Source organism: Sporosarcina sp. CAU 1771 (assembly GCF_054482775.1).
Genome location: NZ_JBTLRN010000001.1, coordinates 67,296 through 88,055 on the forward strand (window position 1 = coordinate 67,296; position 20,760 = coordinate 88,055).

General features: G+C 40.0%; 30 protein-coding genes and 1 pseudogene. All 31 read left to right on the forward strand.

The window, feature by feature from the left end:
• Positions 1-302 precede the first annotated feature (302 nt).
• The 31 genes and pseudogenes from ACXYMX_RS00360 (at position 303) to ACXYMX_RS00510 (ending at position 20,752) form a co-directional block, all read left to right on the forward strand.
• The gene (locus ACXYMX_RS00360) at positions 303-605 is read left to right on the forward strand and encodes a MazG-like family protein (protein WP_459042225.1); all 303 of its coding nucleotides are present in this window, start codon (positions 303-305) and stop codon (positions 603-605) included.
• The gene (locus tag ACXYMX_RS00365; protein ID WP_459042226.1) at positions 602-1,000 is read left to right on the forward strand and encodes a RusA family crossover junction endodeoxyribonuclease; all 399 of its coding nucleotides are present in this window, start codon (positions 602-604) and stop codon (positions 998-1,000) included. Before ACXYMX_RS00360 ends, ACXYMX_RS00365 begins: the two co-directional genes overlap by 4 nt.
• A 4-nt stretch (positions 1,001-1,004) precedes the next feature.
• The gene (locus ACXYMX_RS00370) at positions 1,005-1,229 is read left to right on the forward strand and encodes a hypothetical protein (RefSeq protein WP_459042227.1); all 225 of its coding nucleotides are present in this window, start codon (positions 1,005-1,007) and stop codon (positions 1,227-1,229) included.
• Positions 1,226-1,354, forward strand: coding sequence for a hypothetical protein (locus tag ACXYMX_RS00375; protein WP_459042228.1), 129 nt, complete (start codon positions 1,226-1,228; stop codon positions 1,352-1,354). Before ACXYMX_RS00370 ends, ACXYMX_RS00375 begins: the two co-directional genes overlap by 4 nt.
• A complete protein-coding gene (locus ACXYMX_RS00380) occupies positions 1,351-1,788 on the forward strand; it encodes a hypothetical protein (protein WP_459042229.1) in 438 nt (145 codons plus the stop codon). The genes ACXYMX_RS00375 and ACXYMX_RS00380 overlap by 4 nt, the downstream gene beginning before the upstream one ends.
• A gap of 40 nt (positions 1,789-1,828) precedes the next feature.
• Entirely contained in the window at positions 1,829-2,017 is a 189-nt protein-coding gene (locus ACXYMX_RS00385) for a hypothetical protein (protein WP_459042230.1), read from the forward strand.
• 584 nt (positions 2,018-2,601) lie between these two features.
• Entirely contained in the window at positions 2,602-3,105 is a 504-nt protein-coding gene (locus tag ACXYMX_RS00390) for a helix-turn-helix domain-containing protein (protein ID WP_459042231.1), read from the forward strand.
• Entirely contained in the window at positions 3,102-4,490 is a 1,389-nt protein-coding gene (gene terL, locus ACXYMX_RS00395) for a phage terminase large subunit (protein WP_459042232.1), read from the forward strand. The genes ACXYMX_RS00390 and terL overlap by 4 nt, the downstream gene beginning before the upstream one ends.
• A 73-nt stretch (positions 4,491-4,563) precedes the next feature.
• On the forward strand, positions 4,564-5,931 hold the full coding sequence (locus ACXYMX_RS00400) for a phage portal protein (protein WP_459042233.1): 1,368 nt from the start codon (positions 4,564-4,566) through the stop codon (positions 5,929-5,931).
• Entirely contained in the window at positions 5,918-6,940 is a 1,023-nt protein-coding gene (locus ACXYMX_RS00405; RefSeq protein WP_459042234.1) for a minor capsid protein, read from the forward strand. The genes ACXYMX_RS00400 and ACXYMX_RS00405 overlap by 14 nt, the downstream gene beginning before the upstream one ends.
• A gap of 205 nt (positions 6,941-7,145) precedes the next feature.
• Complete coding sequence (locus ACXYMX_RS00410; protein ID WP_459042235.1) at positions 7,146-7,361, forward strand: hypothetical protein; 216 nt, start codon at positions 7,146-7,148, stop codon at positions 7,359-7,361.
• A gap of 101 nt (positions 7,362-7,462) precedes the next feature.
• Positions 7,463-8,023 carry a phage scaffolding protein gene (locus tag ACXYMX_RS00415; RefSeq protein ID WP_459042236.1) on the forward strand — a complete coding sequence of 187 codons (561 nt, stop codon included), beginning with the start codon at positions 7,463-7,465 and terminating at the stop codon, positions 8,021-8,023.
• Between the two features lie 21 nt (positions 8,024-8,044).
• Entirely contained in the window at positions 8,045-8,995 is a 951-nt protein-coding gene (locus ACXYMX_RS00420) for a phage capsid protein (protein WP_459042237.1), read from the forward strand.
• A gap of 34 nt (positions 8,996-9,029) precedes the next feature.
• Positions 9,030-9,287 (forward strand): annotated as a pseudogene (locus tag ACXYMX_RS00425) (putative Ig domain-containing protein); the annotation flags it as partial.
• A gap of 11 nt (positions 9,288-9,298) precedes the next feature.
• Positions 9,299-9,661, forward strand: coding sequence for a phage head-tail connector protein (locus tag ACXYMX_RS00430; RefSeq protein WP_459042238.1), 363 nt, complete (start codon positions 9,299-9,301; stop codon positions 9,659-9,661).
• 2 nt (positions 9,662-9,663) lie between these two features.
• On the forward strand, positions 9,664-10,020 hold the full coding sequence (locus ACXYMX_RS00435; RefSeq protein WP_459042239.1) for a hypothetical protein: 357 nt from the start codon (positions 9,664-9,666) through the stop codon (positions 10,018-10,020).
• Positions 10,020-10,418: an HK97 gp10 family phage protein gene (locus ACXYMX_RS00440; protein WP_459042240.1), complete on the forward strand. Its 399-nt coding sequence runs from the start codon at positions 10,020-10,022 to the stop codon at positions 10,416-10,418. Before ACXYMX_RS00435 ends, ACXYMX_RS00440 begins: the two co-directional genes overlap by 1 nt.
• Positions 10,411-10,821, forward strand: coding sequence for a phage tail terminator family protein (locus tag ACXYMX_RS00445; protein WP_459042662.1), 411 nt, complete (start codon positions 10,411-10,413; stop codon positions 10,819-10,821). Before ACXYMX_RS00440 ends, ACXYMX_RS00445 begins: the two co-directional genes overlap by 8 nt.
• A complete protein-coding gene (locus ACXYMX_RS00450; RefSeq protein WP_459042241.1) occupies positions 10,805-10,975 on the forward strand; it encodes a hypothetical protein in 171 nt (56 codons plus the stop codon). The genes ACXYMX_RS00445 and ACXYMX_RS00450 overlap by 17 nt, the downstream gene beginning before the upstream one ends.
• On the forward strand, positions 10,972-12,264 hold the full coding sequence (locus ACXYMX_RS00455) for a phage tail sheath C-terminal domain-containing protein (protein WP_459042242.1): 1,293 nt from the start codon (positions 10,972-10,974) through the stop codon (positions 12,262-12,264). Before ACXYMX_RS00450 ends, ACXYMX_RS00455 begins: the two co-directional genes overlap by 4 nt.
• Before the next feature lie 23 nt (positions 12,265-12,287).
• Entirely contained in the window at positions 12,288-12,740 is a 453-nt protein-coding gene (locus tag ACXYMX_RS00460) for a phage tail tube protein (protein WP_459042663.1), read from the forward strand.
• Between the two features lie 18 nt (positions 12,741-12,758).
• On the forward strand, positions 12,759-13,160 hold the full coding sequence (locus ACXYMX_RS00465; protein WP_459042243.1) for a phage tail assembly chaperone: 402 nt from the start codon (positions 12,759-12,761) through the stop codon (positions 13,158-13,160).
• Between the two features lie 229 nt (positions 13,161-13,389).
• On the forward strand, positions 13,390-13,752 hold the full coding sequence (locus ACXYMX_RS00470; RefSeq protein WP_459042244.1) for a hypothetical protein: 363 nt from the start codon (positions 13,390-13,392) through the stop codon (positions 13,750-13,752).
• A gap of 53 nt (positions 13,753-13,805) precedes the next feature.
• The gene (locus ACXYMX_RS00475) at positions 13,806-16,046 is read left to right on the forward strand and encodes a tape measure protein (protein ID WP_459042245.1); all 2,241 of its coding nucleotides are present in this window, start codon (positions 13,806-13,808) and stop codon (positions 16,044-16,046) included.
• Positions 16,046-16,726, forward strand: a complete 681-nt coding sequence (locus ACXYMX_RS00480) for a LysM peptidoglycan-binding domain-containing protein (protein ID WP_459042246.1) — start codon at positions 16,046-16,048, stop codon at positions 16,724-16,726. The genes ACXYMX_RS00475 and ACXYMX_RS00480 overlap by 1 nt, the downstream gene beginning before the upstream one ends.
• Before the next feature lie 9 nt (positions 16,727-16,735).
• Complete coding sequence (locus tag ACXYMX_RS00485; RefSeq protein ID WP_459042247.1) at positions 16,736-17,695, forward strand: XkdQ/YqbQ family protein; 960 nt, start codon at positions 16,736-16,738, stop codon at positions 17,693-17,695.
• The gene (locus tag ACXYMX_RS00490) at positions 17,692-18,012 is read left to right on the forward strand and encodes a DUF2577 domain-containing protein (RefSeq protein ID WP_459042248.1); all 321 of its coding nucleotides are present in this window, start codon (positions 17,692-17,694) and stop codon (positions 18,010-18,012) included. The genes ACXYMX_RS00485 and ACXYMX_RS00490 overlap by 4 nt, the downstream gene beginning before the upstream one ends.
• Positions 18,012-18,425 carry a DUF2634 domain-containing protein gene (locus ACXYMX_RS00495; RefSeq protein WP_459042249.1) on the forward strand — a complete coding sequence of 138 codons (414 nt, stop codon included), beginning with the start codon at positions 18,012-18,014 and terminating at the stop codon, positions 18,423-18,425. Before ACXYMX_RS00490 ends, ACXYMX_RS00495 begins: the two co-directional genes overlap by 1 nt.
• Entirely contained in the window at positions 18,418-19,455 is a 1,038-nt protein-coding gene (locus tag ACXYMX_RS00500; protein WP_459042250.1) for a baseplate J/gp47 family protein, read from the forward strand. The genes ACXYMX_RS00495 and ACXYMX_RS00500 overlap by 8 nt, the downstream gene beginning before the upstream one ends.
• Positions 19,456-19,471: 16 nt before the next feature.
• Entirely contained in the window at positions 19,472-19,858 is a 387-nt protein-coding gene (locus ACXYMX_RS00505; RefSeq protein WP_459042251.1) for a phage tail fiber protein, read from the forward strand.
• Positions 19,859-19,873: 15 nt separating this feature from the next.
• Positions 19,874-20,752, forward strand: coding sequence for a putative phage tail protein (locus tag ACXYMX_RS00510; RefSeq protein ID WP_459042252.1), 879 nt, complete (start codon positions 19,874-19,876; stop codon positions 20,750-20,752).
• Positions 20,753-20,760 lie beyond the last annotated feature (8 nt).

Here is a 20,760-nt window from a genome sequence, read left to right on the forward strand (position 1 = left end):
ATTGGGAAAGTATGCTTTTTCCTTACATTCCTTAAGGAAAGGAAAGAATAGTCGTTTCTTTTTCCCTTTCTTTATACAGGGAAAGTGAAGGAAAAACATATCTTTTTCCTTCTCTAGGGAAAGGGAAAGTACCCCTATATATAAATATACTATTTCTTTCTTCCCTCAGGTGGGGGTCAAGGAGAAAAAAGGTGGTGGGCTTAAGCTCTGCCCGCCACTCACTTTTCTCTTTTCCGTGACTTTGCTTTTTTCTCGAAATTAAAAAATAAAAATTAAATGTAAAAATATGGAGGTTGAAAAAGATGCAAGACTTAACAGACAAAATTAGAACGTGGGCAATTTACCGTGAACTGGATACAGCTGATCCAGATAAACAAATACAAAAACTGGGGGAGGAATTTGGAGAAGTTTGTGGAGCCAATGCAAGAGGTCTCCAAGATGAATTAGAACTAGAAATTGGAGACGTGTTTGTTTCACTCACGATTTTAGCGATGCAAAAAGGAACGAGCATTGAACGGTGTGCAGCGCTTGCTTATGAAAAAATAAAAAATCGAACTGGGAAGATGATAAACGGCGTTTATGTAAAGGAGGACGATTTGGAATGAGTGTTGAGTTCTTCATGCCAATGAAAAAACCACCGACTACGACGCACCAGCAGAAGGCGGTAAGGGTTGTAAACGGAAAACCTGTGTTCTACGAGCCGGACGATTTAAAGGCAGCACGTGCACTCTTGATGGCTCACCTTGGACAACACGTACCTGAGAGGCAGTTCAATAAATCAATTCGTGTGTTTGTGAAGTGGTGCTTCCCGATTACTGGAAATCATACAGACGGTGAATACAAACACACCAGGCCCGATATCGACAACAGTCAAAAACTATTATTCGACTGCATGACGGATTTAAAGTTTTGGAAGGATGACAGTCTAGTTGTTAGTTTAATAGCTGAGAAGTTTTGGGCGAGTCTTCCTGGGATTTATATAAAAATCGAAGAGGTGTGAGCCTATGGATTATAAAGCCTTTTATCTTGAAATAGCTGATTGGATAAATCAAGTGAATCAGAATGCAATCCAGTTCGGAATGGATAGCGATCCATTTTGGAAGTGGGTAGTGAAATCTACAGCAGAGATTTGTGAAAAATACCAAAATAACAAATTGGTCGTAAAACAAATGACGATGCTTTATTCATGGCTGGAAGAAGTTTACGAGGAAGGGAGAAGTAGTAGGTGAAACAAGAAATTCGTGAAGAGATGATTGCGACATTAATGTTGTGGACTGGATGGTCATTAGAAGCATTCGAAAATAAGACAGGTAAAGAAATAACTGAACTGTACGACAGATATGTGAAAGGGTGATTGCTATTTTAAAGCTAGAATACGACATTACACCATCGACGTTTCGATATGTTGAATCCTTATGGTTTAATTACACGGCAATGATTAGCAAGATGCGAGATATTGAATTAGATAGCAGTATTCAAGCAGACGTGAACAGCGATATTAAAGCAAAAGGATTGACGAGTGATCCGACTGCTGCACAAGTATTTAAATTAGATTATGCGCGGCAAAACAAACAATATGAGATGCTAGAAAAAAACGTGAAGATTATCGAAGGTGTATTCAATGACTTAAAAGATGATTACAAACGAGTCGCACAGGCGAGGTACTTTACTAAGCATTCGAAGTTATGGGACAAGATAGCGATGGAAACAGGGTATTCTAAACGGCAAGCAATAAGGATTAGGGACATGATTGTTTTGACAACTGCTGAAAGAATGAGTTTGTGGTGAACGATTGACACATAATGCGTAGCAGAAAGGAGGTTTTAAAATGAAATCTTATTCCTTGAACGAGTTGACGGAAGTAGGAAGAAAAGAGTTCAACTTAAATCAAGATTGGTATTGCTTTATGGCTGATGCAAGCAACTATCCAATATTAAGATATGGTTTATCACCTAAAAATGAATTTGGTGATTGGCTACCAAAAGAGGTTTATGGACACATAGACCTTTCCAAATAATTAAACAGTACGAACATAACGTGAAGGAGGTTTAAGTGTGCCTATATGGGTGGATATCCTCTTAATCACAGGACTGGCATTGTTTTTCATTCGGTTGGTAGCTCAAATAATAACGAGTAAATAATAATGGCTCATCCGTACTGTACAGCATAAATAAATGATGTCACTTTCAGCGTCAACTTTCGTGTTAGATTAGTAGTATAGGTTTCTAGCCATAGAATTCTATACACTTTTCCCGCAGGCAAGTTCGTTTCAACGGCTCGGAAAAGCCGAATAAATAAACTTCATCACAAACTGCGGGATCTTTTTTTACAGGTTTAGTCAGGCGCAATCCGTATGTCACAGTTAAGGCATATTATTTATATCTGATTGCAGCGCTAAGTCTTGATTCGAAGGGTATAAGCGTAACGCCCGTGGAAAGGCCGAACCATCGTACCTTAATAAACGATGCGGAAACATCATAAGTAGTGGCTTGTAGTAGGGCCTGTGGATTTGTGGAACGTTTCCGATACTAAATTACAAGGCATCCTAACGGGTGCTTTTTCTATGTCAAAGAATGCAACTAGCATAATGAGGTGATGCGATTGAGAGTCAAGAAGAATAAAGGTGGACGACGAGGTAAGTACCATGAATGGCTTACAGATGAAGGCCTGGTTAAGATTGAGGGTTGGGCTAGAGATGGGCTTACGAATGATCAAATTGCCCATAACATAGGAATTACAAGTGAAACGTTAAGGGTGTGGAGTAATAAGTATTCTGCGTTATCTGTTGCCCTAAAAAGAGGGAAAGAAGTTGTGGACAGACAAGTTGAGAATGCATTGCTAAAACGTGCGCTTGGCTACCAGTACGATGAAGTCACTAGAGAAATAGTATATGACGAGATTGCCGAAAAAGATGTATTGACTGTTACCAAAGTAGTTACAAAAGAAGTCAATCCAGATACTACCGCACAAATATTTTGGCTAAAGAACAGAAAGCCTGCTGACTGGCGAGATAAACGTGATATACAGCACAGTGGCGATATGAATATCAATAACCCTATGAAGGAACTGACCGCAGAAGAATTAAGGCGACTGATAGAAAAATGAGCAACCTTGAAGCTTTAAAAAGAGCTGCCAAATTAGAACTTGCTAATCGCGAGTTCTTTTATTTTTGTCATTTAACAGCACCAGACTTCTATGCAGAAGATCGTGAGTATTTAGTGGAATTATGTAATGAGATGCAATCATTCTATGAATCGGATGATGAAGTTCTTGTGGTTAACGTACCACCTAGACACGGGAAGTCACGTTCGGCTGTACTGTTTGCACAATGGGTTTTAGGCAAGAATCAACAAGAGAAAATAATGACGGGTTCTTACAATGAAACTCTGTCCACTATGTTTTCTAAAGGGGTAAGAAACGGTATTACAGAAGAAAAAGCCGATGAAACCATGGTTGTTTACCGAGATATATTCCCGAACGTATCAATTAAGCAAGGCGATGCTGCAATGAACCTGTGGAGTCTTGAAGGTGGATATAACAACTATCTTGCTACTTCACCAACCGGTACGGCAACAGGATTTGGTGCTTCATTGCTAATCATTGACGACTTGGTGAAAAACTCACTTGAAGCATATAATTCTCTCACCCTTGAAAAACACTGGGATTGGTTCACGAATACGATGTTATCCCGTCTTGAAGAAGGCGGGAAAATAATTTTAATTATGACTCGTTGGGCTAATAAGGATTTAGCAGGTATGACGTTGAGTCATTTTAGCGAACAGAGTAAACGTATACGTCACGTATCTATGAAAGCCTTACAAGATGACGGCACGATGTTGTGTGACGAGGTACTGTCCAGAGAGAGTTATGACATGAAGGTTCGTGCAATGGGTGAAGATATAGCGTCCGCAAACTATCAGCAAGAACCGATAGATGTTAAGGGGATCTTGTACAAAACATTGAAAACGTATGAAGTTGAACCTGGTCAATATGAAAGGATTGTCAACTACACAGATACTGCCGATGAAGGTTCTGACTTCTTGTGCAGTATCGTCGCTGGGTTATATCAAGGTGAATTGTATATTAAAGATGTTTACTACACTCAAGAGGGCATGGAAACAACAGAACGTGAGACTGCTGCCATGTTGGTAAGAAATGGTGTGAATCGTGCTGATATAGAATCAAACAACGGAGGTAAGGGGTTCGCTAGAAACGTCAAGCGGATAATTTGGGAAGAATTCCAAACCAAAAAGGTTTCAGTCAAGTGGTTTCATCAATCCAAAAACAAGATGGCTCGTATTCTTTCTGAAAGTTCCTATGTTCAAGAACACGTCTACTTCCCAAGTGACTGGAAAGATAGATGGCCTGAGTTTTATAAACATCTTACAGAATTCCAAAAGATAGGTAAGAACCTACACGATGATGCACCAGATGCACTGACAGGGCTTGTCGAAAAGGCGACCAACAGCAGTATTTCTGTACTAAAATGAGGTGATTAAAATACTAATAGAGGACCTATATAAACCGCGCTGGCATGAAAGAATGAATGGGGTGATTGATAACATGATTAAAGGTGTCATTACTGATGAGGAAGTATTGGAGTCAGAGATTACCGAATGGCAGAATAGCGAACGTAGGGAAAACATGGTTATAGGCGAACGCTATTACTTGAATAAAGCTGACATTCTGACTGAAAAGAAACAAAAGATTAAGTGGAAATCGAATCAGTTGTTAGTTCATGGGTTCGCTAAGAAGCTAGTTGACCAGAAGATTGGTTATCTATTATCGAAAGAACCATCGTTTGGTACTGAAAATGAAGCGTATAAAAAAATAGTAGATGAAATATTTGACCGAGGGATGTTAAAGAAGATCCGTAACGTAGGCAAGGAAGCAGTCAATAAAGGTATTGCTTATCTCTACCCATTCATCAATGAAGTTGGCGAATTATCGTTCATGAAATTCCCATCAGAACAGATCATTGTCAATTGGGCAGACAATGAACATATGCAAGTGCTGTCATTTACACGCGTGTATGGAGTTACAGTATATGAGAACAAGAAAAAGGTAATCAAAACAAAGGTTGAGTTTTACCATGAAAACGGAATTGAATTTTACATTATGGATAACGGTAAACTCATTAAAGATTATTCCCACAATAAAGACGGTGAACAGCCTGGTTACTTTAATTTTAATGGCAAGCCATTTACATGGGGTAAAGTTCCGCTGATTCATTTTAAATACAACGAAGAAGAACAGCCACTTGTTGACAGCATCAAGTCTCTTGTAGACAACTACAACCTTCAAGCATCAACCAATGCAGATTTACTAGCCGATGTACCAAAATTCATTTATAAGCTAGTTAATTACGGTGGTGTGGACTTAGCGGAGTTCTTGTCAGACTTAAATGAATACATGGCTGTTAAGTTAGATGAAAATGGGGACTTGGATAAGCTACAGGCTGAAATTGAAACTGAAGCAGTAGAAAAAGAGATAGATCGTACCCGTAATTCTATCTATGAGTTTGGTAGAGGTGTGGATACAAGAGAAAGTAGTCTGCGTGATGCATCAGGTGTAGCTTTAAAGTTTCGTTACAGTGATTTAGATATGGATTGTAACGTACTTGAATCAGAGTTCCAGTCAAGCATTGAACACATGCTTTATTTCATTAACACGTATCTTGAAGCGACAGGCAAGGGGAAGTTCTTTGATGAAGCAGTAAACATCATATTTAACCGTGATATTATCATTGCCGAAACTGAAGCTATTGATAATGTCGCTAAATCGGTTGGCATCCTTGACGATAAGACAATCCGAGAGAATCATCCGTGGTATACGGACCAGGTTGAAGATAGATTGGAAGAGCAAGAAGCTGAACTGAAAGCTGAATATAAGTTTCCGCCGAAGGATGTGAATCCAGATGGTGACGAGTAAGAAGTATTGGCAAGTTCGTTCAACTCAACGTGAAATGGAGTCACAGCTAGTTGCAAGCAAGTATCTAGCAAGAATGGATGTCAGTTTACGAGAAGCCCAACAGGACATCATGCGACAAATTGAAACCTTTTACGCAAGATATTCAGTAGATAATCAGATTACGCTGAGTGAAGCTAGAAAGTATCTAACCGCTAAAGAATTAAGCGACTTTAAGAACATCGATTTGAAACGATTCCGTGCAATGTCGATGTCTGGAAATCCACAATACGAAAGAATATTAAATGCTACAAGTTATCGTGTACGTATTTCAAGACTAGAAGCATTGAATTTGAGTATTGAAATGCGGATGGTTGAACTATATGGCAGTTCCAATGGATTGCAACAGTACACATATACGGGATTAGCTGAGGTGTATCAAGGCTCTTATTTCAAAACTATGTACGATTTAGCGCAAGCTGGGGCATTGACTGGTACTGTATCTGCTATATCAGACAAAACAATGCGAGGTGTACTAACCTACAATTGGAGTGGCAAAGAGTTCTCCAACAGAATATGGGACCATCAATCGGGCGCACTTCTTACGATTCGTAAAGAACTGGAAAGAAGTTTTGCATCCGGTCGTTCATTACAAAAGACAACTAAAGCCATTATGGATGCAACAGACGTTACACGTTCACGAGTTGAAGCACTTGTCAGGACAGAAACCAACTTCTTCCATGGCCTTGCTGCACAAAACAGTTATGTTGATGCGGATATTGAGAAATACGAGATCCTAGCAACTCTTGACAGTCGAACATCTTCAATATGTAGAGGTCAGGACGGTAAGGTGTACGACTTGAAAGATTACGAGCCTGGAGTTACAGCGAATCCTTTTCATGTGCGGTGTCGAACAACAACGATCCCGTGGTTTGACGAAGCGGAATACATGGACAATGAACAGCGTCAATCTGCTGATGGATTGATAAATTCGATAACTTATGAAGAATGGTATGGCAAAAACATTGAGTAAAGGTGGTGAACAGAGATGGGAGCAAATTGTTGTAATAAAGATGCGGAAGCTATCAAGTGGAATCCTTTTAACAAGGTTGTTCAATGTCATCATTGCGGTCATGTTTATGAGCCTAAAGTGTACAAGGTCGAATCCGAAAGGAAGTGATCCACAATCTCGGTTCGCTACTCCGTTATGTAGCCATTACGAGTTGGGGGAGATTTAGATGAAAGCTGTTGAAGGTGGAAAGCTAAGAAAACTTGATACAAGAAGTGAATACCAAAAAGGTATCGACGAATATAAAGAGGTACTTCCATATGCCTTCGCACTTTTTGTTCCACAAGCGAAGGGGATGAAAGCGAAATACGACAGCCTTGTTGCAGAAGGGTTCACTACTGAACAAGCCTTGGAAATAGTTAAAGTTAGACCGATTTTCGAATGAATATATACAACTCGTCATCTTAGCATTTGTGGACGTAAACTATCAATGCGGTTCGCAGACGTAACTGCGTAATAAATCGTAAACCAAAGGAGTAGATAAATATGAACAGAGAATTTCTAAAAGGCTTAGGACTTGATGATGAAGCCGTGAATAAGGCAATGGCCGAACATGGTAAAGCTATCGAATCCCAAAAGTCAAAGGTTGCCGAACTACAAGCAAGCAATGAGGACTTAGCAGGACAGCTCACACAACGTGACAGTGACCTGAAAGAGTTACAGGGTAAGGCAAAGGGTAATGAAGAGTTACAGACTCAACTTACCGAGTTACAAAGTAAATACGACACGGAGAAAACGGAGTTTGCAACTCGTCTAAAAGATACACAACTTAGCGGAGCATTGAAACTAGCATTGGCTGGCAAAGTGCATGATGCTGATCTAGTTGCTGGTCTGATTGACAAAGCGACAATTGAATTAGGTGAAGAGGGAAACATTACTAAAGGACTTGATGAGCAGATTAAAACGCTGCAAGAATCGAAGTCTTTTTTGTTTGTTCCAGAAAAGGACGAAACGAATACATTAAGCGGTGCTAAACCATTGGAAGGAAACCAAGGTGAGCCGAAACCGTTTGATCCATTCGCTGCAAAACTAGAAAAATACCAATAAAAACGAAAAGAGTGATTATTAATGGAGATTAATAAATTCAAGTTACAAGAGAAACCAAAATTACACCTACGATTGGATATCCAGCACTTCGCAGGCACAGAAAACAACAATCAAGCAGCAAAGAGTTATCAACCACAATTCAAGGCGCTATTACAAGCGGTGTTTGAAAAGCGTGCATACTTCGCAGACTTTTTCGGAGGTTCACTTGAAGCACTTGACGGTGTACAGCATAACGATAGCGCTTTCTCGGTAAAAACGTCCGACATTCCAGTGGTGGTTGGAACGTATAATAAAGGCGCGAACATCGGAATGGGCACAGGTACATCATCTACAAGTCGATTCGGTGAACGAAAAGAAATCATCTACACGAATACACCAGTACCTTATACATGGGAGTGGGCGATTCACGAAGGTATTGACCGCTTCACAGTAAATAACGATATGAACTCGGCTGTTGCTGATCGTTTGGACTTACAAGCGCAAGCGAAAATTGGTCAATTTAACGCAAAACATAGCCTGTTTATTTCAACAGTTGCAGGACATGAGGAAAAACTGGCTGACTACACTGCGGATTCGGTGCTAGAACTTTTTAACACGTTATCTACCTATTTTGTCAACATTGAAGCGGTGGGAGTTAAAACTGCAAAGGTTAATCCTGCGCTATATAACGCTATCGTTGACCACCCACTAACAACTAGCGGCAAAAATTCATCTGCGAATATTGACGAGAACGGAATCATTAAGTTTAAAGGTTTCTTAATCGAAGAAATTCCAGATGCTCAACTACAAACAGATGAATATGCTTATGCGTATATCCAAGGTGTGGGTAAAGCGTTCACGGGTATTAACACAGCTCGTACAATCGAGTCAGAGGATTTTGACGGTGTAGCTTTACAGGGTGCTGGACGTGCGGGTGAATTTATCCTAGACGACAATAAGATTGCGGTTGTAAAAGTAGTGAAAACACCCTGATTCCCCCTCTGAGGACGAGGGAGTCACGGGCGTAACGTTAACACCTAAAACTTCCACTGCTAATACAGGAACAGCGGCAAGTCGTCAGTTAACGGCCGCAATTGAACCAAGTACAGCACTTGATAAAACAGTGACGTATAGCATCGATCCATCGGCTACTGGTTTAACAGTTAGCGCTACCGGTTTAATCGAATGGACGGACCTAACAGAAGTGGGCGTTTATACAACCTCAGTAACAACGACAGATGGCAGTTTCACTGATACTCACGTGTTAACGCTGTCTGCTCCATAAGGAGTGATTGAATGTCTTACATCGAAGAAGTCTTGGCAGTCGTCAAAACTAAGTTATCTATCAGTGACGATACAAAAGACGATGAATTAACTGCTGCCATTGGAGAAGTCGGACAAGCCATATTGAACTATTGCAATCGTGAGGATATACCAATCGAATTGAAATACGTTCATGCGAATATGGTTGTCGATTTCATCAAAGGTGAAACTAGAGGTTTAGATCCAGAAGGTAATGTAGCGGTTAAATCTATTAAAGAGGGTGATGTTACTGTTGATTTCAGTAGCGTCACCCTTTCTGTTGGTGAAAAGTCTACAGAATCATTGATATTTGACTATTCGAGTCAATTGAATAAGTTCCGAAAGTTAAGGTGGTAGCTATGAACATTCAATCCATCTTAGCTAAAGCAACAAGTGCGGTTGAGTTCATGAATGATAAAATGGTTGAGATTCAGCGTTATGTCGAATACAGGAAACCTAGCGGTGCGGATGGTCAACGATGGGAACCTATTCATACGGACGTACCTTGTCGATTATCGTCAGTGAAGCTGGATAACACAGTACAAGGTGATGGCAATCAGATTCAATACGATACCAAGCTATTTCTCTCTCCCGCTGTGGAAGTAAAAGCTGGCGATAGAATGGCGGTAAATGGTGTGAAGTATGAATCAGCTAAAGAGCCATTCGTTTATATCTCACATCAAGAAGTCTTGCTCATTCGCAAGGAGTGGGCTTAATGGGTTTTGAGTTTAGCGAAGTATATAAAATTAAGCAAAACTTGATTAAACTAAACAAAACTTCCCATGCCATTCATCTGAAAGTAGCTAAACGTGTTGCTCAATTAGCTATACGCAAAGTTAAGAAAATGACTCCTGTCGATACTGGTGATTTACGTCAGAATTGGAAGTATCACATTATTAAAAAAGGTGATACGTACACGATCCTTATCTATAACCAATTAGAATATGCTTCTTTTGTCGAAAAAGGACACAGGGTTGTGGTTGCTGGTAAAACTGTGGGCTGGGTTGAAGGTCGATTTATGTTGAAATTAACAAAAGACGAAATGGAACGGATTGCCCCGAACATGTGGAAGAAAGAAGTCGAAAAAGAAATGAGGCGAATCTTTGGTGAATAATTTGAAGTCCCTCATGATTGCCCGGATACGCAATGTATTCGGAGAACTGAAAGTGTATGACGAACCTGTTCAACAAGGGCTCGTAACTCCATCCTTTCAAATGTTGCTAGTCGATACCACACAAAATACGGGACTGAATATGGTTGAACGCACCTATACGGTGAATATCAACTACTTTCCCCTATCTATTGATGAAAGACGGACAGAGTGTGACGGGGTGCTAGAAACCTTTCAGACTAACTTTAGAATGATAGGAAATAAACACCACGTCCACAACATTGAAGGGTCGATGAATGATGACGTTCTAGTAATTACATTTAATATTCGAGCATTACTGAAGGAAGTCAACACAGGCGATAAAATGAATACTCTCGGAGGTGTAACGATTGAAACCAAAGATTAATAAATTCAGCAAGTCGGCTCATGTGGATGCTGAAACAGATCAGAACGAACGTAACATTCTACAAATCTTGTTGAAAGATGGAGAAACCTATTCACAGGATGAAGTTAAATCAATTGTTACAAAGTGGAAGAAAAAGGAGGTCAAAAGTAAATGAGTGGTGGAAATTGGAACAAACAAGATAAAGTGCGCCCTGGTGCATATGTAAACTTTAAAACTAACTCACTTGCTGATGCAGGACTCGATTTAACAGGTGCGGTGATTCTTCCAATCCCGTTAAATTGGGGAGAGGTTGGTAAGTTCATTGAGGTGACACCTACAAGCGATTTCAAGGCGCTATTCGGTTCGCCGTTGAAAGATATCAAACAGTTGCGTGAAGCGTTTAAAGGCACTGGAAAAGTCACTGTATACAACGTTAATGGTGAAGGAATAAAGGCGACAGGAACAGATACTACATTCGTCGTCACTGCTAAACATGGTGGTACAGATGGAAATAAGCTTTCTGTTAAGTTCACAAAAGGTATCGGTGATTCTACAGTCAAAACGTACCTATCAGGTGAAGAAGTGGACTCACAAACTGCTGCTGAAGTTACTGGCTTGGTTGCGAATGACTATGTAACGTTCTCAGGCACATTCCCAGTAGGTGATGCGACTGTAACACTAGCGGCTGGAACAACTGTTGCTGCTACTAATGAATCTTATAATGCTGTTGCATCGGGTCTTGATACACAAACATTTAAAGTTATTGCGCTCGGAACTGACGAAGAAGAACTAAAAGCACTGTTTACGTTAAAAGTTAAACAACTCCGCGAAGATGCAGGAAAGAATGTAGCGTTTGTAACGAATGATTACGCTACTGCTGACCATGAAAGTACAGTTTCTGTACTAAATGGTGTGACGCTAGAAGGTGGCGAAACGCTAACCGCTAGTAACTCTCTATACTTTTACGCAGGTGCTTATGCAAACGCTGGTGTCGATTCGTTAACATATGCAGAGTATCCAGGTGCAATTGATTGTGAGCGTAAGACTAGCCCAGAAATTGTACAGGCATTACTTGACGGGCATATCATCTACACGCGTAGCAATGACCGTGTGGTAGTCGAACAAGACATTAACACGTTTAAAACATTCACGGCTGAAAAGAATCAAGATTTCCGCAAGAATAAGATCGTGCGTACAATGGATGCAATTTCTAATAATACGCATCGCATCTTTACAACATCGTTTATTGGTAAAGTCACGAATAACGAGAACGGTCGAAACTTGTTTAAAGCAAGCCTGATTAAAATCATTTACGAGCCACTTGCTAACATAGAAGCGATCGAATACACGTCAGAAGAAATTAGGATTACACAAGGAATTGAGAAGGATTCACTTGTTACTGATTCAGGTATCACGATTCAAGATGCAATGGAAAAACTATACATGACTGTGAATTGTAAATAATGGAGGTGGACTAATTGGTAGTTATGGAAACGAAAGATGCGATCAGTGGCAAAGAGGGTTCATTGTTTTTGACAATCGGTGGACGTTCACTAGAGTTCGCTGAGATCACAAAGTTTGAATCTAGTATTGAGTATACTAAGGCCGATGTTAAGCGCATTGGCGCACGTATGGATGGTTCTAAGATTGTAGGCGCTAAAGGTACTGGTAGTATGACAGTGTATTACCATCGTCCAGAGATGCGTGCTATGGCGCTAGATTACTTGCGTACTGGTCGCTCTCCCATCTTTGATGCAATGGTTGTCAATGATGATGTGGCAAGTGATGCGGGTAAGCAAACAACATTGGTAAAGAACATCGTTCCAGATGGTGCTTTACTTGCAATGCTTGACGGTGATTCTGATGATGTATTGAAAGAGGACATTTCATTCACATTTGATGACTTTGATTTATTGAATCAATTTACATCCATTAATTAAACAGGGGGAAACCATATTATGAGTAAATTCGAGTCGTTTTTAAAAGGGAATGTCAAGGAAACGGAAAACGAGTCTATTAAATTAGCACGTTTTCCAGAAGAAATTGTATTACGTCCGTTGTTATCAGAAGAAGCTGATCTAATCAACGAGCGCTGTTTCAAGAACAAGGCTGGTAAAAAAGGTAAGCAAGAACGAGTATTTGACGTAGTTGAGTATAACCGTTCGATTTGTACGGCATCTATTGTATTTCCCGATTTAAACGACAAGGAATTACAAACATCATATGGCGTACTCGGGGCTGAAAACCTATACTCTAAAATGTTTTACCTAGGTGAGGCAAATCAGATACTTGAAAAAGTAACAGAAATCAGCGGAATTGATGTTTCGGCTGATGACGAGATTGAAGAAGCAAAAAACTAATAGACGATGGGGACGCTATGTCAGTATATGCTCACATAGCTATCCATCGGTTTAATTTAATGCCTATGCAATTTCTTGAAATGCCTCGAAAAGAACGCGCTTTTCTGATAGCGAGCATTAAGGTTCAGCTTGCCCAGGAGAAGAAAGACGCTGATAAGATGAATAGGAAATAACACACCCATTATCCTTTTATAGGTTATAATAGTATAAAAGAGGACGTGGGGATAAAATGTCTAAAAATAAGGTTGTCGCAGGAGACAATGTAGGTAAAAGTATTTTAATCGCAAGGGAATCTGTATTTAGCAAACAAGAGGTATTCTTATTTACGGGTTTCATCGAAAAGATTCCACTTAACAAAAAAACGGTAGCTTCTTACGAGGTAATTACTGAAGAGCATAGAAAAAGCGCAGTAAGCGGAGTATCTAGGGGGTTGGTTGGCGGAGTGTTGTTAGGACCTGTTGGTTTGTTGGCAGGATTGTCAGCAAAAAGTAAGGGGACACATACAATCGCCATAGAATTTCTAGATGGAAAAAAATCGCTAATAGAAATTAATGAAAAAATGTACAAAATATTGATAGGAACAATGTTTTAATTTGAAGCACTCCAAATGGGGTGCTTTTTCTTATGATAAAAGGTGGTGGAAAGATGTCAGGTGTACAAACGTCACTATCCTTACAAGATAAATTAACAGGTCCACTCATGAAGATGATGAAAGCTATGGACAGCACTATCAAAGTCATGGAGAAGATGGATAGTACAGCGAATAGCATTGATACAAAAGGCTTGGAAAAAGCAAGGAAAGCAATTGATAACGCATCTGCTGATATGACAAGACTTACAAGTGCTACTGGTTCAGCGGGCGATGGAGCAGGTAAAGCTGCAAGTCAACAAGAGAAATACAACAATGCGATAAGTGGAGGATTGCCCGGAATCGGCTCAATGGTTACAGGGTTGCTAGCCGCAGTCGGTGCATATAAAGCTTTGAATATGGCTAAATCATTCCTTGGAGATATTTTTAAAAGAGGTTTTGATTTCCAAGTATTAAAACAACAATCATCTGCTGCATTTACAGTGTTTTTGGGTGACGCAGAAAAGGCCAAACAATATATGGATGATATGTACTCATTTGCGTTAACGACACCTTTCGCATTCCCAGACCTGCTTGAATCGAGTCGGAACTTAATAGCCTTTGGAATCGAAGCAAAGAACACATTCCCCATTATGCAAGCTCTCGGTGATACAGTGGCCGCGGTCGGTGGCAGTAATGCCGACATGCAGAACATGGCTGACATATTCGGGGTTATTCAGACGCAAGGCAGGATAACCGCAATGGAAGTGAACCGACTTGCTAAGTACGGTGTGAACGCTTATGAAATGTTAGGTAATGCCGCAGGAGTATCAGCAATGGAAATGAAGAAACAAATAACAAGCGGAGCAGTAAGTTCTGCACAAGCGATAACAGGATTGGTTGAAGGTATGGAGAAACAATTCGGTGGATCAATGGCTGGTGTGAAGGGAACGATAATTGGAACGATTGACACCTTTAAATCTTCCATGCGTAATGCTGGAGATAAAATGTTGGAGGATTTCATTGAACCAATCACAAGGGGTATCAGCAATTTTACTGAATTAGTAAAAAAGATACCTACCTATCTAGGCCCAGCACTTGATGCGTTCAAACCTGTAATTGAAAGATTAAATGAAGCTTTTGAAGAAGGAAGGTTTGACGGCTTCTTTAGAAACCTAGCTATGTCATTAACGATTGCCGCTACACTTATGGCTGCAATGGCCGAGGGGGCAATTTGGGTCGCCACGGTGATAGATGATTATTGGCCGACAGTTACGCTTGCCTTTACGTTATTGATTACTACACTAATTCCCTCGGCAGTGGTGGGGCTTTATAACATGGGTAGAGCGTGGCTTGCAGCAATGGGACCAATAGGTTGGATAATTCTTGCAATAACAGTATTGATAGGAGTTATTCAAGCGTTCGGTGTTAAGTCGGAGACAATGCTTGCCTATGTAGGTGCCTTATTCTTTACCTTAGGCGCTCAGGTCTGGAACGTGGTTGCGAATATGTGGAATATTTTCGCCATGTTTTCGGAGTTTCTTCTTAATTTATTCGTAGATCCTACTTACGCTGTTGAGAAACTATTTTATGACATGTCTAAAGTGGTGATAGATAACATGACTTCAATGGCAGGATCATTCGATAATGTTGCTAATGCGCTAGGGAATGCATTTGTTAATGGAGCTAATATAGCTATAGGTGGAATTAACAAGGTAATAACAGCGATGAACGAAATACCAGGGGTAAAGTTTGGCACGATAAGCAGTTTAGCTACAGGGTCTGGCAATGTTATTTCAAATGGATTGAAAAACATAGCTAATAACTTAGTTGCACCCACAAGTAAAAAGAATGTCAATAGTGTTGGACGCATGGAATTAAAGAGTATTCCCGAAGCTATGAAAAAAGGATATGCTGCTGGTTCAGCCTTCCAAATGCCTACACTTGGAGGTGCTGCAACAGTTGATCCATACAAAGCACAAGGGTTAGACATGTTGGAAGGTCTGCTTGATGGAGTCCCTTCGAATCTAAAAGGTGGTAAAGGCGGAAGCGGGGGTAAAGGTGTCAATCCAACAGGGGGTAAACTAGACTCCATCGGTAAAATTGACGATGAAATCAGCATCGCTGACGAAGATTTAAAAATGCTGAAAGAACTTGCCGATATTCGTTCTATTCAAAACTTCCAAACTTTGCAACCGAACTTTACGTTTGGTGATATGACAATTAGAGAAGATGCGGATATTAAGAAGATTATCTCAGCCATTGAAACATACTTGAAAGAAGAAATGGATCGTTCGACAGAGGGGGTTTACGCATAATGGCATACGGAATTTACTTTAGTGCAAACAGTGACAAAGAAGGTTTCCAATTGCCTGTAAATCCTTCTGAGGTCAATGAATCGGGTTCGGGCAATGGTGAAGAATATACCATTTCCGGACTCGGTTCTATTAATGTTCCGAAGTTTGCGGATTTAGAAGAATATGAGTTGGAATCCTATTTTCCTAAGTCACCCACTCACTTAGCTGTTACTCCACACGTTGAGCCTAGTTATTATGTGGACTACTTGAAGAAGTGGAAGGTTGGAAAGAAGCCGATCCGATACATTTATGCGGATGGCTCATTCACGATTAACGAATTAGTAACCGTTGAGAAGTTTGACTTCAAGGAATCTGATGCAAGCGGTGATGTTTACTTTGAGCTAAAGCTAAAAAAGTATGTACCATTTGCACCTAAAAAGATGATTGTACAAAAGCCGAAAAAAGTAGCGGTGGCAGCACCTAAACCTGTTGTGGTAAAGAAAGCAGCACCACCTAGACAAAATCCCAAACCAGAGCCTAAAACGTATTCACTGGTGAAGGGTGACAGCTTGTGGAAGGTAGCGCAAAAGTTTTTAGGGAATGGCAATCGATTCAGGGAAATAGCGAATTTAAATGGTATTAAAGATAGTCAATTTAGAAGGTTGCCTATTGGTTTAAAGGTTAAATTACCGCCAAAATGAGGTGGATAAATGGAAGTATTAATTGACAACAAGAATGGCATCGTTTGGGATATGCCAGTATCTAATGTCGAATGGAAAACGAACCGAGTCGGTAAGGTTGGGACGCTGGACGTTACTTTTGTAATCAGTGAACCATTAAAGCATCCAATTGAGAATGGAAGCATCATCCGAGTTAAAGACGGTAAAGTAGGGGTGTTTTTTGGGTATGTTTTCGAGGTGTCATTTGGTGATGATGATACGGTTAAAGTAAAAGCTTACGATCAATTGAAGTATCTCATGTTTAATGACACCTATGTATTCCCGGCTATGACCGCAACTAAGTTGATTACTAGAGTCGTCACTGATGCCAAGTTAAAAGTGGGTAAGTTTGAAGATACGAAATATGTTGCACCCGCTTTAATTGAGGATGATAAAAAAGCGTTAGATGTTGTGATGAAATCAATAGACTCTACGTTAATTGCTACAAATCGAAACTATGTGTTTTATGATGATTTCGGGTCATTGATGTTAAAGAATATTGACAACATGAAAATATCAGCTGATGTATTTTACATCGGAGAAAAGAGTTTAATGTATGGATTTGATTATAAGAAATCCATTGATAAAGAAACATATAACCGAGTCAAATTAGTTCACGATAATAAAACGACTAAAAAGCGTGAAGTGTACATTGTCCAAGATAGTAAAAACATTGCTAAATGGGGACGATTGCAAGAGTTTCGTAAAGTAGATGAAAACATGACCTCGGCACAAATTAAAGACTTGGCCGACAAGATGATTAAACTGCGTAATAGGGAAACTAAATCGCTATCACTGGATTGCCTGGGACATTGGGCAGTACGTGGTGGCTCTTTTGTGATGATTTACATTGAGAAATTAGGAGTGAAAGAGTACTTTCTAGTTAATGAATGCACTCACAATTGGGATGGTGGCATCCACACGATGAACCTAGAGGTGGCAGTCATATGAGTATGGTTGACTTGATTAAACAGATGGCGTTCGAAACAAGTGATGCTCAGACTCCTGTGAATATCGTAATCGGTACTGTGGTGAAGGTGTCGCCTATTGAAATTGAAATCAGCCAGAAATTGAAGCTAACAAAAGACTTCCTGATAATGACCGAACGTGTGAAAAAACTAGAAATAGACTTCACTCATAATCACGGTGGCACTTCTGCGTTAAGCAAGATTGTTATCCGTGAAGGGTTAAAAGTTAATGACAGAGTGGCGTTGTTTCGTGTTCAAGGCGGTCAACAATACCTGGTATCAGATAAGGTGGTGGATTGATGGTACTACCATTCGGAGATTTTGCAGTATCTGAAGAAGTTGAAGTGACTGACGAAGCAGAATTACCCACTCGAACGTACAAGTTAGACTTTGAGCGAGGTCGATGTTTAGGCATGGTAGATGGTTTGAACGCTATGGAACAGACGATATTTAAGTTACTACAGACAGACAGGTTCGAACATCTAATTTATTCTGATGATTATGGTTTTGAGAACATGACGGGGAATAATCGTGTGCTAGTTCGTGCTGAATTGCCACGTAGAATAAAAGAAGCCCTGTTACAAGATGGTCGAATAACATCAATCGAAGATTTTGCGCTTGATTTTGAAAAGGATAAAGCGGTGGTTACGTTTACGGTTTTAACGATATACGGTGATGTAGACGTATTAAGAGAGGTGAGCATCATTGTTTGAGGAAGAAAGCTATGAAGCGATTATCGAAAGAATGCTGAATCGTATTCCGGATGATATTGATAAACGTGAAGGATCTATTATATTTGATGCACTAGCACCTGCAGCAATGGAAATTGCACAGGTGTATTACACAATGGGCATCATGTATCGGTTGATATTTGGTAAGACGACAGATGGGGATTTATTAGATTTGAGGGCCGCAGACTTTGGAGTGTTTCGAAAGTTGGCTACTCCTGCAGTTCGCAAAGCAATCTTCAAGGATTCAGACGGAGAACTAATGAATATCCCATTAAACAATCGTTTCACTATCGACAATCTAACCTATGAAGCTATCGAAAGAGTAAGTATTGGAAACTATTTAATGGAAGCCGAGTTACCTGGGGAATCTGGAAATAGGCCATTTGGTCAATTGATTCCAGTTGAAAGTATTGACGGACTCGGAACAGCCGAATTAATGGATGTATTAATACCAGGACAAGAAGAGCAGATGGACGATAGTTTGCTTATTGCATTAGAAGAAAAGATTACAAAACCATCATCCAGTGGGAACGCATTTGAGTATGAAAAGTGGGCGAAAGAAGTTACTGGTGTAGCTAAGGCAAGCATTCATGAACAATGGGATGGGCCTAATACGGTTAAAGTTGTAATCATGAATAACGATGGCAGAAGTCCCTCTCCACTCGTAATAGCGAACACGAATGATTATATTGAGAGTGTACGACCAGTGGGTGCAATCGTCACAGTGGTCGGTGTTACTGAGCGAATCATAGGCGTTACAGCTAAATTAACATTACAAGACGGAGCAGGTATTGAAGCTGCTAAAACTTCTGTTAGCGAGATCATTACGAATTACTTTAAAGCGATTGCGAGTGTGGAGGATGCAGTGCGATATACAGCAATCGGGAACGCTCTACTTGATGGCGAAGATGTACTCGATTACTCGGAGTTAGAAATTAACGGTGGTACAGCAAACATCGCTTTAGCATCTGATGAAGTACCGGTACTAGGTACATTAACTTTAACAACATAAAAGGAGGCAATAATACATGGCAGCAATGAGTGATTATCTAGAAAATGCAATACTAAACGCTACACTACGAGGGACGGCATGGACGCCACCAACGACAGTGCATCTTGCTTTATATACAAGTGACCCCACCGACGCAAAAACAGGAACTGAGGTAACTGGAGGGGCATATGCAAGGCAAGTTATCACATTCAGCGCTCCAACGAATGGTGTGGTATCTAGTGCGGCTGATGTGCTATATCCAATCGCTACAGCTAATTGGGGAACGGTAACACATATAGGAATACTTGATGCAAATACTTCAGGGAATCTTTTATACCATGGTGCATTGACTAATTCGAAAACGATAGCTTCGAGCGACCAACTAAAAATAGCAGCAGGCGATATTACCGTTACGCTTGCTTAAAGGCGGTGCTGAAACATGGTCGAAGTATTAATTGATCCAATAGATTTAAAAGGGAATGCGACAGCTGTTTCAAAAGCTAGTCGCATTTTTTATGGAAAAACAAGTGTTAGCGCAACAGCTTCAATCGAGGTACTCGTAGTAAAGATTATGAAAACATCGATTAATGTGATTGGGATTGCTACCGTACCATTAACTAACTCCACGATAATTAAATACACCAAAGCAATCCCAATCGGAACTGCTTTGGTAAAAACAAAGACTCATAAATTCAAGACAGTACAAGGAGAACTTGTCAGTCGTGCAAGATTGGAAGCATATGTCTATGATCGTGAAATTGGAGAATCGATGCTGAGCTACTTACCCCAATTTTATCAAGAATTTAAAGATTTTCGTTCGTTGTTTTATTCAGAAGCGAATGAATTTACTCGACTTAACGCTAAGCTAGAAGAATTATTCAATCAGTTCTTTATCAGCACTGCAACTTACTCAATAAATGATTGGGAGAATTTTGTTGGAGTGAAAAAACGTAATGAAGCAATTTCTGATAGGCGTTTAGAAATTAAGAAAAAAGCAACAGGCATTGGTACAGTAACACCTTCTGTTTTAAAGAATGTCATGGACGAATTCTATTTTTCGGAAATAAACGAATTACCAAGTGCAGGAATCGTGGATTTCAGGATTCTTGGTAAAAGAGGAGAACCGAGTAACATCAAAGATATCCGTGAAGCTTTAGACGAAGTAATTCCAAGGCATTTAGAAGTGAAATTTAAATATTCATACTTGCCATGGGAAGAAGTTGAAACCTTCGGATTGACATGGGAACAGGCAGAAGATTTCACTTATCAAGAATTGGAAGAGGTATTCTTAATTGAGCCTCCATACCCGTATGAATAATATAATGA

Bases quoted from the DNA above. Each gene is read 5' to 3' on its own strand.
- ACXYMX_RS00460 (WP_459042663.1), top strand. From the start codon at position 12,288: ATGGAAACGAAAGATGCGATCAGTGGCAAAGAGGGTTCATTGTTTTTG.
- ACXYMX_RS00400 (WP_459042233.1), top strand. From the start codon at position 4,564: ATGATTAAAGGTGTCATTACTGATGAGGAAGTATTGGAGTCAGAGATT.
- ACXYMX_RS00485 (WP_459042247.1), top strand. From the start codon at position 16,736: ATGGAAGTATTAATTGACAACAAGAATGGCATCGTTTGGGATATGCCA.
- ACXYMX_RS00410 (WP_459042235.1), top strand. From the start codon at position 7,146: ATGAAAGCTGTTGAAGGTGGAAAGCTAAGAAAACTTGATACAAGAAGT.
- ACXYMX_RS00495 (WP_459042249.1), top strand. From the start codon at position 18,012: ATGGTACTACCATTCGGAGATTTTGCAGTATCTGAAGAAGTTGAAGTG.
- ACXYMX_RS00360 (WP_459042225.1), top strand. From the start codon at position 303: ATGCAAGACTTAACAGACAAAATTAGAACGTGGGCAATTTACCGTGAA.
- ACXYMX_RS00510 (WP_459042252.1), top strand. From the start codon at position 19,874: ATGGTCGAAGTATTAATTGATCCAATAGATTTAAAAGGGAATGCGACA.
- ACXYMX_RS00505 (WP_459042251.1), top strand. From the start codon at position 19,472: ATGGCAGCAATGAGTGATTATCTAGAAAATGCAATACTAAACGCTACA.
- ACXYMX_RS00430 (WP_459042238.1), top strand. From the start codon at position 9,299: ATGTCTTACATCGAAGAAGTCTTGGCAGTCGTCAAAACTAAGTTATCT.
- ACXYMX_RS00465 (WP_459042243.1), top strand. From the start codon at position 12,759: ATGAGTAAATTCGAGTCGTTTTTAAAAGGGAATGTCAAGGAAACGGAA.
- ACXYMX_RS00370 (WP_459042227.1), top strand. From the start codon at position 1,005: ATGGATTATAAAGCCTTTTATCTTGAAATAGCTGATTGGATAAATCAA.
- ACXYMX_RS00435 (WP_459042239.1), top strand. From the start codon at position 9,664: ATGAACATTCAATCCATCTTAGCTAAAGCAACAAGTGCGGTTGAGTTC.
- ACXYMX_RS00405 (WP_459042234.1), top strand. From the start codon at position 5,918: ATGGTGACGAGTAAGAAGTATTGGCAAGTTCGTTCAACTCAACGTGAA.
- ACXYMX_RS00480 (WP_459042246.1), top strand. From the start codon at position 16,046: ATGGCATACGGAATTTACTTTAGTGCAAACAGTGACAAAGAAGGTTTC.
- ACXYMX_RS00415 (WP_459042236.1), top strand. From the start codon at position 7,463: ATGAACAGAGAATTTCTAAAAGGCTTAGGACTTGATGATGAAGCCGTG.
- ACXYMX_RS00490 (WP_459042248.1), top strand. From the start codon at position 17,692: ATGAGTATGGTTGACTTGATTAAACAGATGGCGTTCGAAACAAGTGAT.
- ACXYMX_RS00385 (WP_459042230.1), top strand. From the start codon at position 1,829: ATGAAATCTTATTCCTTGAACGAGTTGACGGAAGTAGGAAGAAAAGAG.
- ACXYMX_RS00475 (WP_459042245.1), top strand. From the start codon at position 13,806: ATGTCAGGTGTACAAACGTCACTATCCTTACAAGATAAATTAACAGGT.
- ACXYMX_RS00440 (WP_459042240.1), top strand. From the start codon at position 10,020: ATGGGTTTTGAGTTTAGCGAAGTATATAAAATTAAGCAAAACTTGATT.
- ACXYMX_RS00455 (WP_459042242.1), top strand. From the start codon at position 10,972: ATGAGTGGTGGAAATTGGAACAAACAAGATAAAGTGCGCCCTGGTGCA.
- ACXYMX_RS00420 (WP_459042237.1), top strand. From the start codon at position 8,045: ATGGAGATTAATAAATTCAAGTTACAAGAGAAACCAAAATTACACCTA.
- terL (WP_459042232.1), top strand. From the start codon at position 3,102: ATGAGCAACCTTGAAGCTTTAAAAAGAGCTGCCAAATTAGAACTTGCT.
- ACXYMX_RS00470 (WP_459042244.1), top strand. From the start codon at position 13,390: ATGTCTAAAAATAAGGTTGTCGCAGGAGACAATGTAGGTAAAAGTATT.
- ACXYMX_RS00365 (WP_459042226.1), top strand. From the start codon at position 602: ATGAGTGTTGAGTTCTTCATGCCAATGAAAAAACCACCGACTACGACG.